Genomic DNA, 20190 nt, shown 5'->3' with positions numbered 1-20190 from the left:
TGACTAACTTAACGATTAATTAGATTGTGTTCAATAAAAATCAGTAGAATCGTTGCAAATAAAAATGTAAACGTTTACCCTTTTATAAAAAGTCCAAGTGAATAAACAAGATGACAAATATATTTGATCCAACTGAACATCCTCATCGTCGCTTTAATCCATTAACGGATGAGTGGGTATTGGTGTCGCCACACCGCGCTATACGCCCTTGGCAAGGGCAAATAGAATCAATAGAACAGATATGTCGTCCTAGTTATGACGAAAGTTGCTATTTGTGTCCGGGGAATACAAGAATTAATGGCGAAGTTAACAACCAATATAACTCGACTTATGTTTTTCAAAATGATTTTGCCGCTTTAAAAACGGATACTCCTAAAATCAGTTCAAACGATCCGCTTTTTAAGTTTTCCGTAGAACAAGGAGAAAGTCGTGTCATTTGTTTTTCACCAGATCATAGCAAAACACTGCCACAGTTAAGTCAGAACGAAATTAGCGCCATTATCAAAACCTGGATTCAACAATATCAAGCACTGGGTAAAACGTATTGCTCAGTTCAAATATTTGAAAATAAAGGCGCAATGATGGGCTGCTCAAATCCACATCCGCATGGACAAATTTGGGCTCAACAACAAATCCCCACATTAATTGCAAAGAAACAACGCGGACAACAAAAATATTTTCACGATTATCAACAACCGCTATTACTTGATTACGCCATTAAAGAGGCCAAAGCTGCGGAGCGAACAGTCGTTGAAAATGATGATTGGTTGGTGGTTGTTCCTTATTGGGCCGCTTGGCCATTTGAAACGATAGTGTTACCTAAATTCAATGTGCAGCGAATGGTAGATCTCACTTTAACCCAACAAACATCACTCGCGGATATTTTAAAGCAAATCACGATTCGTTATGACAATTTATTCAATTGCTCATTTCCTTATTCGATGGGGTGGCATGGTGCGCCATTTGATGACAAACCCCACCCAGAGTGGCAATTACACGCAAGTTTTTTACCGCCATTATTACGTTCATCCACAGTACGAAAATTTATGGTGGGTTATGAAATGATGGCGGAAGCACAGCGAGATTTAACGCCAGAGCAGGCCGTTGAAAAACTCAGAAATACCTCATCAGTACACTATTTAGAGGATGTGTAATGGATAGAAAAATATGGATTACCAAGGCTTTTACGCAACATTTTACCTCCACACCCGATATAATTTGTCATGCTCCTGGCCGAGTTAATTTAATTGGCGAACATACCGATTACAACGCTGGATTTGTGTTACCGGCAGCGATTAATTTTGGTACAGATATCGCCGCCAAAAAGCGTACAGATAACATAGTCCGTATTGTTGCCGTCGACTTAGATAGTGAAGTTATTGACTTTAACTTAGAGGAAATTTCATATAACCCAGACAGCATCTGGATAAATTATGTCGCTGGCACATTAAAAATATTACGTGAAGTTTTCCCACACTTTACTGGCGCAGAGCTTGTGGTAAGTGGCAATGTCCCTCAAGGGACGGGATTAAGTTCATCCGCAAGTTTTGAAATTGCCGTACTCAAAACTTTCGCACAACTTCATCACTTAGCACTAGATGGCGTCAAAGCCGCTTTAATTGGGCAGCAAGCTGAAAATACCTTTGTCGGATGTAACTGTGGCATTATGGATCAACTAGTCTCGGCCCTAGGTAAGCAATCACATGCGATGTTACTAGATTGCCAATCATTACGTTATCAATATGCCAATATTCCTGATAATTTAGCATTAATAATTGTCAATTCTAACGTTAAACGAGGCCTAGTTGACAGCGAATATAACACTCGCCGAGAGCAATGTGAGCAAGTTGCTAAGTACTTTAATAAGCCGACCTTACGAGCGGTTTCATTAGCGGATTTACAAGCTAATCAAGCAGAATTATCTCCAGTGTTGTTTCGAAGAGCCATGCATGTCATCACTGAAAATATTAGAACTGAAAAAGCTTTACAGGCATTAAACAATAATGACATGAAAATGATGAGCAAACTAATGCAAGACTCACATCTTTCCATGAAAAATGATTTTCAAATCACAACAACTGAAATAGATTACTTAGTAGAAATAGTTGCACAAGAGTTAGGGGAATATGGTGGAGTACGAATGACAGGAGGAGGCTTTGGTGGTTGTGTAGTGGCATTAGCACCCCATAAGATGACCCAACAGATCACCGAAAAAATCACTCGTTGTTACAAAGATAAAACCGGGTTAACTGCAGATATTTTTGTTTGTAGTACCACCAATGGCGCATTCTACGAGTAATCAAAAAAATTAATATATCTTAATATAATAAAAAACAGGTAGGTAGGAATAATGAATTTTGAAACTACACTAAGCACCCTAGATAGCGGTGTTTTTATGGTATATGTGGCAGGGCTACTCATCTTAGCCTTGTGGATTTCACGCAATGAAAAAAGTGAAGGAGCAAATACCGAAGATTACTTTCTTGCCAGTAAAGCACTTCCTTGGTGGGCAATTGGGGCGTCGTTAATCGCATCAAATATTTCAGCAGAGCAAATTATTGGTATGTCTGGTTCAGGTTATGCTTTAGGTATGGCCATTGCTTCATATGAATGGATGGCAGCAATTACTTTGATTTTAGTCGGTAAATACATGCTACCTATTTTCTTAGAAAATAAAATATTTACCATGCCGCAATACTTGCAACAAAGATATGATAATCGTGTTAAAACCGTTATGGCAATATTTTGGTTAGCGGTTTATATTTTTGTCAACCTTACCGCTGTTTTGTGGTTAGGTGGTTTAGCCATTGAAACAGTCGCAGGCGTTGATTGGATGTACGGTATGATATTTTTAGCCGTTTTTTCGATAGCTTATTCATTGTACGGTGGACTAAAAGCGGTTGCTTATACTGATATACTACAAGTAACCCTCCTGGTATTCGGTGGCTTATTTTTGAGCTATCTTGCCTTAGATGCGCTCGGTGCAGGCTCTGGTATTTTTGCGGGCTTTACTCGGATCACCACAGAAATACCTGGCCATTTCGATATGATTTTAAGCCCCGATCATCCAAATTATATGAGTTTACCTGGTCTTTCAGTGCTAATTGGTGGGATGTGGGTGATGAACTTCAGTTATTGGGGATTTAATCAATATATTATTCAACGAGCTTTAGCTGCTAAAAATATTAAAGAGGCACAAAAAGGGATCGCGTTTGCCGCCTATTTAAAATTACTTATGCCGTTAATTGTCGTTCTACCGGGTATTGCCGCCGTTATTTTACAACCTGACTTAACGACGCCCGATAAAGCTTACCCTTCAATGATGGCGTTAATGCCAGAAGGTATTAAAGGTCTTGTTTTTGCAGCCTTAGTGGCAGCAATCGTTTCTTCTTTAGCATCTATGACCAATAGTATTTCAACTATTTTCACTATGGATATTTATCATAAATTTAAGCCAAATCAATCAGAACGACACTATGTACGTATTGGACGAATTGCAGCTTTAGTTTCTCTTTGCATCGCATTAGTGGTTGCCGAGCCCTTACTCGGTAAGTTTGAGCAAGCGTTTCAGTATATTCAAGAATTTACCGGATTTTTTACTCCTGGCATTGTGGTGATATTTGTTATGGGAATGTTTTGGAAACGTACAACGTCCAACGGAGCCCTCGCTGCCGCAATCGGTTCAGCTGTTTTCTCATTAACGCTTAAATTTGCGTGGCCATCACTGCCATTTATGGATCGTGTTGGCTTAGTCTTTTTAATCTGTTTAGCATTATGTTACCTAGTTTCTTTACAAGGTAACACAGCTAATAGCGATAGCTGTGTTGATATCAAAAACATTAGCTTTTCAACGGAAAAAAGCTTCAATCTAGCGGCTCTTGGCGTAACATTGATTTTAATAGCCTTGTACGCGGCTTGGTGGTAATCAATCTAAAAAATGCGCGAATCCCTAATAAAGAATCGCGCATTTACCTAAAATTATAATCGGTAATTTTCTTTGAATATAACGAGGTTGAATAAATTTCACCACTGAAGAATTTTTGCCTTACTTTGTTGCTGAAGATTTTATGACATCGTTACATTCTTTAACCATTGCTCAAAAGCAAATCATTAACAGTGCTTTGGACAAACCTATTAAACTTGTTACTTTAACCAACGATAATGGTTTAACCGTCTCATTATCAAACTTGGGAGCAAGTATTTGGTCTGTCACAATACCTAGTCAGCACAACAACCAAGCTGATAAAGAATTAGTACTTAATTATCATAATGTTGCTGATTGGTCATCTAACCCATATTATTTTGGTGTGACAGTCGGGCGAGTAGCAAACCGGATCAGCCATGCTTGTTTTGCGCTTAATCGTAAAAAAATTAAATTATCAGCCAACGAAGGCGACAATCAATTACATGGTGGCCCCGAGGGAATAAGCAAAGCTTTTTGGTCATTTGAAAGCTTTGAAAAACCGAATACTGTCGGCGTTATTTATCGATATCACAGTCCAGATGGAGATCAAGGTTACCCTGGAAACATGGACATTGAAATAACTTATAGTTTGAACAATAGCAATGAGTTAACACTCAGCTATCAAGCAATTGCCGATCAAACCACCCCTATTAATTTAACGAACCATACTTATTGGAATATTGCCGGCACAACATCCCGTGATATTTTAGATCTAACACTTGAGTTACCTGCCGAACATATCCTAGCGCTAAATGAACAACAAATTCCAACAGGAGCGTTACTACCTGTAACCAATACGGCATTTGACTTTCGCCACAGTAAATCCATAGGTAAAGATATTGAAACGCTTGCTCATGGTTATGATCATTATTTTATTATCGATCGTAAAACCCGTGATTTAATAAAAGTTGCTGAATTATTCGATCCAAAGTCGGGCCTTACCATGGAGGTTTTATCGACAGAAAAAGGCCTTCAATTGTATAGCGGCAACTTTTTAACCAATAGCCATTTTGGCGGTGATGGTAAACCATTGAATAAATTCAAAGGTTTATGTATTGAAACTCATGGCTACCCCGATGCGGTTAACCATGCAAACTTCCCCAGTATTATTGTCGAAAAAGGAGACATTTACCGACAAACTACTCTCTTTAAATTTAGTCAATTTTAACCGGTTCTTTACCCTCAATAACATTTTATTCTGGGTTTACTTGAGTAAGGTTACAACTGCTTAATTAATAATTCAAAGCCGTATTTCAGTGCTTTTATAAAGATATCTGCATCAGTTTTATTAAAAACCATAGGAGGCTTAATTTTTAAAATATTATGAAATTTGCCTTCTGTACTAAGAATTATCTGTTGAGCTTTTAAACACTCAATCAGTTGTTCAGTGAACTCCGTCGCTGGCTCCTTACTCGTTCGATCAACGACTAATTCAACACCAATAAATAAACCAAGACCTCGGATATCACCAATAACCTCATATACTTGTTGTAATTTTTCTAACTCTTGTTGCAAGTATTTCCCTGTCTCAAGTGCATTGTCCATCAATTTTTCTTCTTGGATAACCTCTAAAACTGCCTGTCCAATAGCACATGAAACAGGATTACCCCCAAAGGTATTGAAATATTCCATACCAGTAACAAAAGCATCCGCTATAGCCTGTGTTGTGATCACTGCAGCCATTGGATGACCATTGCCGATAGGCTTACCTAAAGTAACAATATCTGGTACCACGTTTTGTGTTTCAAACGCCCACATATGGCTACCAACACGACCAAAACCTACCTGTACTTCATCTGCAATACAAACGCCACCTGCATCTCTAATCATTGAATACACAGATTGCAAATATCCAACTGGCATAATAATTTGTCCAGCAACCCCTTGTAGTGATTCACAAATAAACATCCCTGGCTTTTTATCTTGTGCACCAAGTCCAGTGATCACACGTTGTACATCTTCAGCATATGCCTGTGCACTAATGAGACTATTTCCGGTAAATTTTCCTCGATAGGGATCAGGTAACATGACTTGGTGCACATATTTTTTTGCTCCTTCTCCGCCTGGACCATCAAACTTATAGGGACTAGCATTAATACAGGCATTAGTATTACCATGATAGGCACCTTCGACGGTTAAGAGCTCTTCTGAACCGGTGTAATTTTTTGCCAATCGAAAAGCTAGCTCATTCGCTTCGCTCCCTGAATTAACAAACATACACACAGATAAAGGCTCTGGCATAGTTGCTAATAATTTCTCTGCATAAGTCACCAAGTTATCATGCAAAAAACGCGTATTCGTATTAAGTTTTGCCATTTGTGCTTGTCCAGCGGCAACCACTTTGGGATGGCAATGGCCTACATGACAAACGTTATTAACCATATCAAGGTAAGGAGTACCCAGTTCATCATATAGATATGTACCTTTTCCTCGGACAATTTTAAGCGGCTCTTTAAAACTAAGGCTTAATGTTTTACCTAGATGAGTTTCTCTAAAGGTTTTTATATCTTTTTTACTTTTCCCTGAGTCAGGATTTACATGACATGCCGCCTTTAGTTGACAAGTAATGGTAAAAATATGTTGTTGCTTGAAGTAACTAAGTAACTGCCAAGCGGGCGCTACTGAAACCGCTAAGTAGTCGTTATCGGGCTCTTTTTTCATGGCTAATGCTGCATTACACACACTGCTACACAATCTTAGTAGGATCAAACTCAGTAAAACATCGAATTCGTCGTTATTAAGTGGATACTCTTGATAAAAACCAACCACGACGCGTTTTAGGGTTTCAATTGGTTCAGCTTGTCCCATCATTGCATAAGCCGCTGTAACAGCGAGTTCATTGATAGAATGACTAAAAACCATATCGCCAAAATCAATCAACCCACAGATATTTTTAGGGTTAGTAATGTTATCGACTAAAAGATTATGATCATTTGCATCATTATGAATAACACTGCGTGGCAACTTCGCGAGAATCGGCATTGTCTGGGCTTGATAATTCATTAAACAGTCAGTGACAATTTTCTCTTGTTTTTTGTTGAGAAATTGTTTCTTTTGTTGGCAAATCGAAAAACCATGCGCTAGATCCCAGTCGAAATAACGGTAGGCGCCTGGATGTTGAAAATCAGCGAGCGCCGAAGTTACTGTTGCCATAAACTGCCCAAGGTTTTCCCATAACTCAGGCCCAACAGCTTCACAACTTGCTTGAGCGTAGAAATCACCTGTTAAATACGTAAGTACCCTTAAATAAAAGGTGTTATCGTCTTCGTCGTGAATTTCAGTAATGTAATAGCCATCTTCATTTTTTTGAGCCTGAGGAACAGGTAAGCCTTTCGCAGTTAAGTGCGCCATTGCACTGTTTTGCATTTCAAGCTCAACTTTTTTATCTGCTCCATTGGCAACTTTAATGACATAACGCTGTTGACCAGTATTTAATAAAAAATTTTGATCGCTATAACTTGCTAGAGGCGTTAACTCGCCTGCTAATTGATAGTGCTGCTTTAAATACGTTAATAAAGTATCCATTGTAAATGTTGGCTTTACTGAATTCATACTGATCTCTGTTGTGTAAGCTGATGCGAACCTCACTTTTTAGTAAGATTCACAACCATAAATACCTTAGTTAAGATTAATCGGCGATAAGGTAAAGCGATAACTTAAATCTGTCGCTTTAATGGAATATTTATCATGTACTAAACGCCCCCACGAGGTATCACCGCCTACCCCCATCTGCAAGTGATCGATATTTACTGTCGTTAAATCACGTCGAGGAACATCTATTGCGTGTTTCGTTGTTACCGGCACCAACCCAGATGCAGAAGCAGAGGCGTCACCTTTAGCAAAGTCAATATCAGCCTGTAAATAGGGCCATGCACTAACATTTAATAACTGCTCGCCTGCTGCTGTAAATCCGACACCGTTATCATTGGTGACCGTTAGCCAACGTACCTCAGTTTTATTGGCATTCTCTTGTGGACGAATATAGTGTTCAATTTGTTCATCTACTTTTGCTTTATACAATCCTACTTTTGCACCTGTTTTTCTATCCCAGTATGTCTCATGGGGTCCTCTACCGTACCAAGTTAAATTTTCAAATTGGCCTGGCATAACAAGTTGCATACCAAATCGAGGCAAGTTAGGTAACGTTTGACCATCGTCTAAATCAAGGGTTGAGGTAACTTGTAATTTGCCGTCTTTGGCAATCTCATAGTGTAAGCTAAATGAACCTGCAAAGTCCTTTGAACGGTAACGTGCTAACAACCCTGCATCGCTTACTTTTAAGCTAGTTAATGATAAACCTTGTTCTGCCGTTTGCCACATTGCAGCCCTGTTTTGCATATTATTACCTAAATCATTATCTGTAGGTGCACGCCAAAAATTAGGCTTTAAAGGTGCAAGCAACAGTTGTTCGTCATGATATTGATAAGCACTTAAATACCCGGTGTTTTTATCAAAAGTCGCCTTAAATTCATTTCCTGTGAAGTGGATAAATTGCCGATCTTTTGCTTGTATTAATTGTCCAGTCGCTGCAATGGTAAAAGGTGCTTGTTGTTCTTTGCTCTCAATAATAAATTGTTCAAAAGCAATTTCATGGCCGATAGGGAGTAAAGGTTGTTTATTCCTAATCACAGCACTTATCGTAATCACGTACTCTTTACTGTCATCAGTTAAAAGCTTACGAATAGGCAATGTTATCTTGCCTGTTTCACGGGGTGCGATAGCAGGCATAGATTGCTGGCCACTCGCTAGTTTTTCACCGTCTGCAGAAACCTGCCACTGTAATTGATATTCGCCGATATTGGTGAAGAAAAATTGGTTGTTAATTTCAAAAGTACCCGCTTTGGCATTTAAGGCGGTAAATTGAATATTTTGGTAAACCTTTTTTACTTCATATGCATGTGGGTGAGGTACACGATCTGGGTTGAATAAACCATTGTTTAAAAAGTTACCATCACTCGGTAATTCTGGATGAAAGTCTTTACCGTACGCATAGTATTTTTGACCATTATCATTAACATACTCCAATGATTGATCGACCCAGTCCCAGATAAAACCACCTTGTAATGAAGGATATTTTTCTATTGCTGCCCAATAATCTTTTAAATTGCCTACCGAATTTCCCATAGCATGAGCATATTCGATCATAATGCCAGGGCGATACGGATCAGACTCTGCATATTCAATTAAGCGTTCAATTGATGGATACATAGGCGCAAAAATATCAGTGTAATGCTCGGTACCAGCAGGTTCATATTGTACAGGGCGCGAATTATCGTTTTCTTTTAACCATTGGTAAGTTGCTTCGAAGACTTTACCTTCGCCAGCTTCATTACCAAGAGACCAAATAATAATAGAAGGGTGATTCTTATCACGCTCATACATACGACGAGTCCGTTCAATATGAGCAGGGATCCAGCTCTCTTCATTACCAATTTGTGTTGCTGGATTTGTTGCAAGCGGATGTGACTCAATATTTGCCTCGTCAATCACATATAGTCCATATTTATCCGTCAAATCATACCAATAAGGGTCGTTCGGATAATGGCTAGAACGCACAGCATTAATATTAAACTGTTTCATTAATTGAATATCACGTTCCATCGACGCTTTATCAACAACATGACCCGTGCGTGGATCCGTTTCATGGCGATCAACCCCTTTAATATAAATAGGCTGACCATTTACCAATAGTTGAGCATTTTTAATTTCAATATGACGAAAGCCAATATCATCTTTCACCGACTCTATTAACTGACCATTATGATCGAGAAGATTAATCACTAATGTATATAAGTTGGGGGTTTCTGCAGACCATAATGCAGGCTTGTCTAGCTCGCCTATTAACGAAATTTCCGTCGATTTTTTAGCAAAAAGTTGCACTTTTTTCTGACCACTAAGGACAGGTTTCATTCCATTTCTTGGATCTAGTAGTTTATATTCAATCTGAGAAACTTGCTTTTTATTTTGATAATTTTGAACGGTAACCGCTAAAGTAAATACACCTTGTGTAAAATTATTTATTAGACGTGGCTGAGCATGAAAATCGAAAATATGCTGCATTTTACTTGTAAATAAATAAACATCTCGTTCAATCCCCGATATTCGTAGCATATCCTGACTTTCTAAAAAGCTGGCATCGGTCCATCGTCTTATTTGAAAAGCTAAAAGATTGTCACCCGTTTGTATAAAGGGCGTTAAATCAAATTCAGCAGGTGTTTTTGCGCCTTGGCTAAAGCCCACTTTCTGTCCATTTAACCACACATCAAGCGATGACTTTGCTGCTCCTACATGTAAAAAGACTTTTTCCCCTCGCCACTGATCAGGTATGGTAAAGGTCTTCCGATAAGAGCCAATTGGATTATAGTCGGTAGGCACATTTGGCCACTTGGTAGTGAATGGAAACCTTTCATCTAAGTATATTGGGTAGCCATAACCTTCAATTTCCCAATTTCCCGGCACAGCAATTGTACCCCAATGACTATCATCAAACTCAGGTAAATAAAAGGATTTCGGTGCGCGTTTAGGTGTCTTTTTCCAGTCGAACGCCCATAAGCCATTCAGTAACATAAAGTTACTATTGAGTTCTTTTTGATCGATCAACGCGGCTTCTTCACTTTGAAATGGAAAAAGTGTTGCTCGTGGTTCAAGCTTATTAATTGCAAATACCGTATGGTCTCGCCATGGTTCTTTTAATTCACTTGCAACAACTATATTAACTAACAATAACAAGGATACTACTGCGAAAACTGGTTTTAATAACATTTTTATGCTCTTCTCAATCTTTATAGTATTTATACTACAATATATAATATAACAGACAAGAGAAAAATAGATATTTATTAAGCCTATTTCGTAATCACATGTAATTTAATGGTATTTTTATTATTAATGGGATAAAAATAAATGAATAATAAGTTAGTGCTGGAGTTAAGTAATTTACTCATTTATTATCAAAAGATTAAGTAAGCTTTCTCGGCTTTATTATAAATTCAAAGGGACCACATGCACGCTCGACATTTAAATTTAACTCAACAACTTGTCCATGAGCTTGGCCGAGCAATACTGAAAGGGAAATATAAAGTAGGCGATAAACTTCCTTCTGAAGCAGAGCTCGGTGAAATTTACGATATCAGCCGAAATGCTACTCGAGAAGCGGTAAAAATGTTAACGGCTAAAGGGTTGATTAATTCACGTCCCCGTAAAGGTATTCAAGTAGTTGAAAAGAACAAATGGAACTTGTTTGACACGGACGTACTCGGTTGGATTTTAGTAGGTAAACCTGATTTATATATGTTGCGTCATTTTTTACAGTTAAGGCAACCTGTTGAAGCACAAGCAGCATTTTTAGCAGCACATTATGCGACAAATGAAGACTATGAATCTATCGAACACGCTCTGTCAAATATGCAATTAGCTGAAGTTAATAATGATGCAGAAGCTACGCATCATTCTGATGTTGAATTTCATAAAGCCATTTTAAATGCAACACAAAACCCTTTCTTCATTCAATTAGAAAATTTTATTGAAACAGCATTACAAGTAAACTTACGCTACACAAATCGCATTAACCCAGTAACAGAACGTGAATACCAAGCACATGCCGATTTATTTGCGTCAATTAAAAATGGCGATGCCACTAAAGCATACAATTTCGCGATGAAAACACAATCAGCTACCTTAGCACTTGTTGATCAAGCAATTAAAAAGTTTGAAGCAAATCAATAGTGTAAAAACGGCTAAATTAAACTCATTAAGTAAAATTCAGCCCCCGACTTATAAAAAACAATGATTTAGCTATTTTTCCAGCGATAGCATGTATAAATGTGCTGCACTCCAACTAAAGTTTGTTGCTCCCTGCATTTCTCCTGTTTCAGGGTTATAATTTTCTCGAATTGGCTCGTTTAACACTAACCCTTGTGCATTATTAAACAGCTTATTAACCATAGTGTTTGCTTGCTTAGTGAAGCCGTAGTTGTTTAATGCTTCAATACCAAAATAGAATTGATCTAACCAAACACGGCCACGCCAATAAATATCTTTGTCATATGCAGGGTTTGTTAATGCTGCTGTTGGCATTGGAATTAGCGTATTAAATTGCTTTTCAGATAACATAGTTGCAACCACTTTATTTGCTTTTTCTGCAGAGGCAACTTCAGCCCAAAGCGGACTCCAACCTTCTGGCCCCATGCCACGATGTGTCAACAACTCACCCTGACACTCGAGTGGCTTCAAAGTTTTAGCACTTATTTGTAAGTCATAATAAAAACCAGTTTTTTGATCAAAAAAGCAATGATTGATCAAGCGAGTTAAGCTGTTTATATCTTTTAGCAAGTCATTTTTAAGTGACTCTTTGTTTAGTAAAGATGCCATCTCGGCTAATATTTTCTTTTCTTTCACCAAGTATGCATTTAACTCAACTGACTCTTGATCAATAGAAAAGCCAAGTAACTGACCTTGTCTGTCACGGTTTTCAAAAAACCTTACTTGCCAATCTTTTTTCGCTTTTGCTAAATTTCCTTGATAATGTTTTTGCGAATATGCGGTTAACTGGGTTTGATTAATAAAACCAAAGCGCGCCGCATTATCCATACCCGACTCCCAACCGGCGCCATGTTGAGCTCCAATGTCTAACTCTTTATAATCACCATTAGCCAGTACTTGCTCATAAAGTGCTAAACCTTGGCAAGACAACCATCCTTCATTAGCAGGCTGACAATGTTGTTTATATTTGTCATGACTTTTTCCGGTTACTTTCAAACTAAAACTGATATTGCCCTGTGCATCATTATGAAAACGATGTTTTGTTGCGCCATATTCAATTAATCCATTGTTATTATGGTCTCGATTTCGATACCACCAATCATGGTAATCTAATAAAGGTTCAAACATTTCTTTTACAAATGACAAATCTTGAGTTGTTTTATATATTTCCCAAACAGCCCAAGCGGCTAATGCGGGTTTGGTATTTCGTTCATTCCAATTGCCGCCGTCACCACTTCGCGCACTATCTTTGTTATAAAAAACAGCATCAATGACCATGCCATGATCTTGCGGACGAACTGGATCATTAGATTTGACCTGATAATCAAACATGGCTCTAATATTTTCTTTTGCCACTTCTGGGGCAAAATGCGCCATAGCAACTGCATGTTTCCAGCTATCCCATGCCCATACACCATTGAACCACCTTGCGGTGACTGAAGGCGTTACCCCATCATGTTTTAATTCACCAGCAGGGCTTCGCCAATTACCAATTAATGTTTCAATAGATTTGGCTGCGATATCTTGTTGTTTTTTATTTTCAATCAATTTAATACTGGTTAAGTATTGCTGCCAACGAATTGATGCATCTGATAAAAATTGTTCAGGGTTCACTAAAACTTTAGCGGTTAAATCCTCTCCAGACTTAGCTTCTTGTTCATTATGGTAATAGCTTTGCGTTGAATAAATAGTTTGATTTTCATTGGGTAATAAAGTCAGCGATGATTGGCTTGCATAAGACAACTGCTGCTGATCCAACGTTGTTTCGCTGTCAATTGAACGCTTAATAACATACTGAGAAGTTCCAGAAAACATCATGTTCCAAGTACTGCGAAGTCGTTCAAACTTAACCGTCACACCTTGTGCTGTTTTAGATAATTTACGTTGCCAACTCGAAAATTGCTCAGTCACTGATATTTCGGGCGTCCATTGCGATAATAATTCACCTGTCCATAACAAAGAAAGTTGTCTGGTTGTTGAGCTTAAATTATCGATTGAAGTGCTGACGAGTGCGGTTCGGTTTGACACAAATTGCAGGGTAAAAGTAACGTGGATATCTTCTCGACGATATTTCTGAACGAGCTTTCCAGGCAATGAATATTTTTCGTGGCTAAATGTTTGCCAGTCGATAACTTGACCATTTTCTTGATTGATCAGCGTTAGTTTTTCTAACTGCTGCGCGATAAATACTCCATATTCTTCTGCAATGACCATCGGGCCTGTAAAACCACCTAATTCACTATGATGAGTTGGTAACAAAAAGCCATGCCAACTACCAGCGTCAAATAACGGGTTATATTGTTGGTTACCATATTGGTCAAAATCTTGATGAGCAACCGGAGTGCCTGAACGATTAATCAAGTTTTTAAATTGATAATCTTCATCAAAAGCATGAACAGTACTCATTAAGAAAAGGGATAATCCCCCTATGAACCATCTATTTAACATAACGCCCTCTTTATTATTTATATCAAGTACTTATGGCAAAAATATTCACCCTCGCGATGAAACAATTTCGCGAACCCTTTTAAATATCCCATTTATACTATATATTTTACATTCTTCACATTTTTCGGGGAAAGTAAATGATTAAATCAATCGTTGTATTAGGTGGTGGTAGCGCAGGTTGGTTAACTGCATGCTTAATTGCCGCTAAACACGTTAACGAAAATTCTCCTTTTTCCGTAACCTTAGTTGAGTCTCCTAATATTCCAACCATAGGTGTAGGAGAAGGAACATGGCCAACCATGGTAAACACCTTACAACAAATTGGTATTAGTGAATTAACTTTTATACAACGTTGCGATGCTTCATTTAAACAAGCGTCGAAATTTGTAAATTGGGTGAACAATAAACCAGGCGATGAATACTATCATCCATTTACCCCGCCACAGTCATTTGATCAAATCAGTTTAGGGAGAGCTTGGCAACAACAATACTCTGATAAGCCTTTTGCAGAAACCGTTTGTTTACAAGCATTACTTTGTCAGCAAAAACGTGCTCCTAAACAACTTAACCTTGGCGATTTCAAGACGATAGAAAACTATGGCTATCATTTAAATGCCAGTAAATTTTCACAGCTATTAACAGAACATGGCACTGAAAAACTGAGCGTTAAACATATCCTTGATGATGTTATCGCGGTAAAAAGTAAGTCAAACGGTGATATTGCATCATTAACCACCAAAGAACACGGAGATATTAACGGAGATTTATTTATCGATTGCTCGGGTCAAGCAGCAGCATTAATAGGTAAACATTATCAAGTGCCTTTTATCAGCAAAAAAGAGGTATTGTTTATAGATAAAGCCATTACAGTGCAGGTTCCCTACCCTTGTGAAAAAGCGCCAGTAGAATCTGCCACCATATCAACGGCACAATCCGCGGGCTGGATATGGGATATTGGCTTACCTAATAGGCGAGGCGTTGGGCATGTATTTAGTACAAAATATACAACTATTGAAGCAGCTACAGCACAACTTAAATCATATTTAGCACAATCTGTAGATAACATTGAACAACTTACTTTTAGAACACTTGATATCAACCCTGGATATCGAGCAACCTTTTGGCATAAAAACTGTGTTGCAGTTGGCATGTCTTCTGGCTTTCTAGAGCCTCTAGAAGCATCAGCATTAGTCATGGTGGAACTCGCCGCTAAAACACTTGCCCTGCAAATGCCAGCGAGTCGTGAAGCAATGGATGTTATCGCCCGCCAGTACAACAAAAATATGACCTTTCGATGGCAACGTATTATCGACTTTTTAAAGTTACATTATGTACTGAGCAAACGAGGTGATAGTGATTTTTGGCGTGATAACCGAGACCCAGCAACAATACCTGATTCATTAAAAGAGTTACTGACCTTATGGCAATACCAACCGCCAGAAAACAACGGTTTTTTAAGTCCTTACGATCTATTTCCCGCAGCAAGTTATCAATATATTCTTTATGGAATGGGGTTTAATACTCAAGTGAACTGTCTGGGTAACGAAACGGAATTAGCTAAATTATCAAACAATGCGATTGAAAAAGTAAAATCAAGACAGAGAAAAATGCCTGCTTTATTACCAACAAACCGTGAAATATTGACACAAATTAATCAATTGAACCGTGAAATTACTATAGACATTACTCAAGAAAATTTACCAACAAGTCAACCATGGCAATACGTACCCAACAATCATCTATCAAAAGTAAGCCAACAATATCCGGTGTTTTTTAAGAAAACAACATCCGGCTATTCACCTATTTATTTAACCCATTTAACTGACCAAGGTAAGCTTCTTCACGCTGACGATATCAATAGAAAAAGATACCTTGAGAATACGAATGCAACTACGCTATTACCAGTTAACGATGATGAATTATTAGAGCCGGTAAAACTCGACATTAGATTAAATGATGACACGGCAATAAAAGTGACCGGCTTATATGTATTTCAACAAATAAAATGGCAACAATTTAAGTCATCGCAACAATGTTCAGCAAAGTTAACCGAGCTGGTCGAATTAACGATGTCCTCTTTGCAACATGTATCACGGCTAATCGCCAAGGAAAACAAAGCAAGAAATATTTAATAAAACTGGTATTGGCGATAGCTTATGTTTGAATACTTACATTTAGTTTAATTCTGTACGATGCTGATTTAACAATTGTGTTAATTGCGCTTTTGTTTCTAAAGTATCCTTATGATTTCCCCCTAACACTACCGTTCTTGCTTGCAGCGTTTGTCGAAAGAGTGCTTCAGCAAATTTCACCCTTGTTGTTTCCATAAATAGCTTTGCTAAGTAATGATTTGCCTCTAACACTTCAGGGTGTTCTGAGCCATAAACAAGTGTGGCAGCTTTGATAAGTTGGGTTAATAAGTTTTCAGCCTGAGGATATTGCCCGTTTGCTAACTTTGTTAAAGCGAGCCCTTTTAAACAAAAAAGGCTATAAGGATTACTGATGCCTGATTTATTTAACCACTGTTCATAACAAAGCTGATAATATTGCTCTGCTTGTTTGTAGTCTTGCTGGGTATAATAAAGATCACCTAAATTTTCAACTGAATATAATGTATGACGAAAATTTTCGCCAAAAAACTCTCTACGCTTCTGATAAACCTGAGTAAAAATGTCTTCCGCTTGAGCAAATTCTTTGTTATTTAAATAATAACTTCCTAAATTGTCCAAAGCACCTAAGGTATCTTTATGATCATCGCCATAAATAGTTTTACTGACATCAATAGTTTCTTTTATTATCGTCAAATCATCCATGCCGTATTTTAAATTATTTAACCGGCTAAAATTGAACAATAAACCTAAATAACCTTCATCTTTTTCTAACTGATTTTCTTTGTATATATCAAACCCTTTAGATAAGTGTTGTTCTGCGGGGGCTATTTTCCCTAAATCAATATAAATAAGACCTAATGTTTTATGAAGTAAGGCTTCTACATGAGCGGGATAGGTATTTTGAGTAGGATCATTTAATTTTTTTCCGGCATCGATAAGCACATCAAGTAATGAGACTTCTTTACCTTGAGCAACAAAAGGGCTACTCGCCGCTAATGTATCTGTTAAAAATTTTGAAATTGCCTTTGTTTTTTGACTTTGCAGTAAAGCAATATCGCGCTCTTTCGTCACTTGTTTCGCTTGAAACCAAGTCAGAATGCTAAATCCCATAAGCGCAATAACGGCAAAGCTTAACACTAATTTTTTTCTTTCTTGGTAGCGTTTAGAACGCTTAATAAATGCAAGTTCGTTATCATTTAGCGTGATAGCTTTACTTTTGATTAAACCTTGAGCGTCGAGCACCTTTTGTTTGGAGTTAAGTAGTGCGTCATTCGCTTTGTGATTATCCAACCAAAATTGACAATCTTCCGCGAGTTGTTCTCGTTTATGTAGGGCAACGCTATTGTTGTTTAACCATAATTTAATACGTTGCCAATGCTGCAATAAAGCTTCATGAGCAATACTAATAAATTGAATATTTTGAGCACTGTAACCCCGATCTTCTGTTGAATAACGGCGTTGTTCACCGGTGTTAGTTTGAATGAGGGTGACAAATAAGCGGGCATTAAGAAAATGTTGAATGAATTTTTTTTCATCAGGCTTTTTAAAAAAATTTATCGGGACTTTTCGAGCAGTAACATTGTGTTTGTTTTTGTGGTCAACTTGAATTAACGCATGAAGAATATTATCCCAGCAAGCTTGTACACTTTTAGGCAACTCATTAAATACTTTTTCAGCTTGCTGTGCGATTGCCCCTTCAATCCCCCCCATTTTACGGTAAGCGCTCAGTAATAATACATTCTCTCGATTACGTTGCTGGTATAACAAATCTAAGGTGTATTCTAATAGTGGCAATGCATCGGGATTTTTTACTGCTGCCGCGAGTAATATTTCGTCTAAGCGTTCTTCGGTTTTTTCGTCATACTCAAAACTTAATCCTGCAGCAATGGCTGGATTTCTGATCATTCTAGTTATTTCAACCGGCGTAGGGGCTTGTAAGTCGTATTGTTTTCCTTGATCTTTTAATTCATAAAAACCATTTACATCAAGGCACTCAGCATAAAAGTCATTTCTAAGTATTGCGATGAAAAGTAACTGTTGGCATTGCGCGAGTATAGTTAAACAATTCACTAAATTTTGTTTATTGGCTTTAGTTAAATCTTCATCCAATAAAAATCGTTCAAATTGATCAATAACAAGCAATTTATAATCTTTAACTTGTTGAGATTGTTCAAGCTTAACTTCTTCATTCTTTTCACTAGGAATATCTTTTAAGGCACTTTTTAGCGCGAAAGGATCGTCAGCAATTTGTGAGATTAATGTTGGCAATTCAATAGAGGTATGTATTAAGTTAAGTTTTACTAAGGCATGTACAAGGGTTGCTATTGGTGATTCATCAATACTTTGGCTAGGGCTTACTATATGATATTGAGTTACTCTTAATTGTGAAAATCCAGTGTGACTGTTTAAAAAAGGTAACACTCCAGCTCTTATTAATGATGATTTACCACTACCGCTTTTACCTAAAAGCAATAAAAAGTTATTTGCTCTATTAACACTCGTTTTTAACTGGGAGATGACATCAACAATCGCTTTGGTTCTCCCGAAATAAACGTTACTGTGATGCTGATGAAACGTACTTAGCCCTAAGTATGGCGAACCTTTTGTCCACTTTTGTAATGATTGTCTTTCAGACACCTGGTTAGCTGTTGTTGGAAATTCAACTTCCGCTATTATTTTATAACCGCGACGATAAATGGTCTCAATATAACTGGGGTTTTTAGCATTACAACCAAGTTTTTTTCGTAACCCTGCAATACATTTTTGTACCGGTGCATCACCGTAAAAGGTACCGGACCAACAGGCAATTAATAATTGTTCTGCGCTAACCGTTTCGCCTATATGTTGGCAAAGGTAAATGAGAACATCCATCATTTTTGGTTCAATGACAAAGCGCTCACCTGCTTTTATCAGTTGGTTAGAATCGCCGTCAACTGACCATGCCCCTAAAACAAAAGTACGAGATAGATCTGATTGCTCTTTAGTCCTTTTAGAGTCCACTCATTTCCTACCTTTTATTTAGAATAATGATAAATTTTTCCTAAAGCTTATAGTATAAGTTCAGGTTATGCCAATCAATGTCTATCTAAAAACAAAACTAAGCAACTGAATTTAATAGTTTTTATTAAAAACATTGAAATGGTAAGGAAACCGTAAGTCTTTTCTTCATTTTTTAAACAATAATGCTACGACATGGAGTAACCACTGAATATTAATACTTAGTATTTAACGTCGAAGGAGAAAATGATGAACTATACAACCAAACTATTGACAATAATTAGCCTAATGATTTTTCAAGCTTTAGCTAGTGCGAACAATATTAATGAGCATACTGTAAAAAGTAGTGAAAAATGGAGTTTTTCTAAAGAGTTAAAAGCACAGTTTGTTAAAAAAGAAAATGCTAATTACCTTGTTGTTAGTAATAAAAACAACGAAGTTATTGCTAAAAAGCTAATTCCAAGAGCTAAAAATTTATCTAACATCACTTGGTCGAGTAGCGATCAGTACTTAACATATACTGACAACGATCGAAGTTTATGGCTATTTAATATCGAAGAAAGCTCAGTAACGCTTATTGAACATAACCTGCTCAGCCAAACCCCTTTAAAATTTAATGCACAATGGTCACCAAATGGTCAATGGATGCAGTATATATCTAAAAACAACTCGCGATACCCAGCAAAAGTATATTCTTTACAACGAAAACGCTCTTACTTTGTACCTATTGCTTCAAATCTAATTTCTGATATTGCGTGGCATAGAGATAATAATGAATTAGTGATTAATGTTGAGCAACCAATACAATCACAACCTAAAATGTCGTTACTTGATATCAAGATGACCGTTAAATCTGGTACACAAGTAGTCCAACTTTATTAAAATATTATAAAAATTTAATTAGTTAGA

General features: G+C 37.4%; 11 protein-coding genes. 7 read left to right on the top strand and 4 right to left on the bottom strand.

Translation table 11 applies throughout. The annotated features are described in order from the left end of the window. The first annotated feature begins 110 nt into the window (after window positions 1-110). The 4 genes from RM573_RS12225 (at window position 111) to RM573_RS12210 (ending at window position 5132) form a co-directional block, all read left to right on the top strand. Entirely contained in the window at window positions 111-1154 is a 1044-nt protein-coding gene (locus RM573_RS12225) for a UDP-glucose--hexose-1-phosphate uridylyltransferase (RefSeq protein WP_311582304.1), read from the top strand. Further along, a complete protein-coding gene (gene galK / locus RM573_RS12220) occupies window positions 1154-2299 on the top strand; it encodes a galactokinase (RefSeq protein ID WP_311582301.1) in 1146 nt (381 codons plus the stop codon). The genes RM573_RS12225 and galK overlap by 1 nt, the downstream gene beginning before the upstream one ends. Window positions 2300-2350: 51 nt before the next feature. Next, a complete protein-coding gene (locus RM573_RS12215; protein WP_311582298.1) occupies window positions 2351-3925 on the top strand; it encodes a sodium/sugar symporter in 1575 nt (524 codons plus the stop codon). 142 nt (window positions 3926-4067) lie between these two features. Then, entirely contained in the window at window positions 4068-5132 is a 1065-nt protein-coding gene (locus tag RM573_RS12210; RefSeq protein ID WP_311582296.1) for an aldose epimerase family protein, read from the top strand. Window positions 5133-5182: 50 nt separating this feature from the next. Here the strand turns inward: RM573_RS12210 and RM573_RS12205 are convergent, their stop codons facing one another. Further along, a complete protein-coding gene (locus RM573_RS12205) occupies window positions 5183-7516 on the bottom strand; it encodes an aminotransferase class III-fold pyridoxal phosphate-dependent enzyme (RefSeq protein ID WP_311582294.1) in 2334 nt (777 codons plus the stop codon). Between the two features lie 66 nt (window positions 7517-7582). After that, window positions 7583-10726, bottom strand: a complete 3144-nt coding sequence (lacZ, locus tag RM573_RS12200; RefSeq protein ID WP_311582291.1) for a beta-galactosidase, LacZ type — start codon at window positions 10724-10726, stop codon at window positions 7583-7585. 240 nt (window positions 10727-10966) lie between these two features. On the opposite strand from lacZ, the gene RM573_RS12195 reads away from it, so the two are divergent. Beyond that, entirely contained in the window at window positions 10967-11689 is a 723-nt protein-coding gene (locus RM573_RS12195; RefSeq protein ID WP_311582288.1) for a FadR/GntR family transcriptional regulator, read from the top strand. Window positions 11690-11758: 69 nt separating this feature from the next. On the opposite strand, the gene ygjK is transcribed toward RM573_RS12195, so the two are convergent. Further along, window positions 11759-14173, bottom strand: coding sequence for an alpha-glucosidase (ygjK, locus tag RM573_RS12190; RefSeq protein ID WP_311582285.1), 2415 nt, complete (start codon window positions 14171-14173; stop codon window positions 11759-11761). Window positions 14174-14310: 137 nt separating this feature from the next. Here ygjK and RM573_RS12185 point away from each other — a divergent pair, with 137 nt between their 5' ends. Further along, entirely contained in the window at window positions 14311-16305 is a 1995-nt protein-coding gene (locus RM573_RS12185; RefSeq protein WP_311582283.1) for a tryptophan halogenase family protein, read from the top strand. A gap of 42 nt (window positions 16306-16347) precedes the next feature. Here RM573_RS12185 and RM573_RS12180 read toward each other — a convergent pair whose 3' ends face one another. Next, complete coding sequence (locus RM573_RS12180; protein ID WP_311582280.1) at window positions 16348-19284, bottom strand: nSTAND1 domain-containing NTPase; 2937 nt, start codon at window positions 19282-19284, stop codon at window positions 16348-16350. Between the two features lie 243 nt (window positions 19285-19527). Between RM573_RS12180 and RM573_RS12175 the strand changes: the two genes are divergently transcribed. Beyond that, window positions 19528-20163, top strand: coding sequence for a hypothetical protein (locus RM573_RS12175; RefSeq protein WP_311582277.1), 636 nt, complete (start codon window positions 19528-19530; stop codon window positions 20161-20163). Window positions 20164-20190: the final 27 nt, after the last annotated feature.

This window comes from Thalassotalea castellviae (assembly GCF_031846185.1).
GTDB classification, from domain to species: Bacteria; Pseudomonadota; Gammaproteobacteria; order Enterobacterales; family Alteromonadaceae; genus Thalassotalea_H; species Thalassotalea_H castellviae.
Note: the sequence above shows the minus strand (reverse complement) of the source record. Positions and strands in the feature narration are given on the sequence as shown.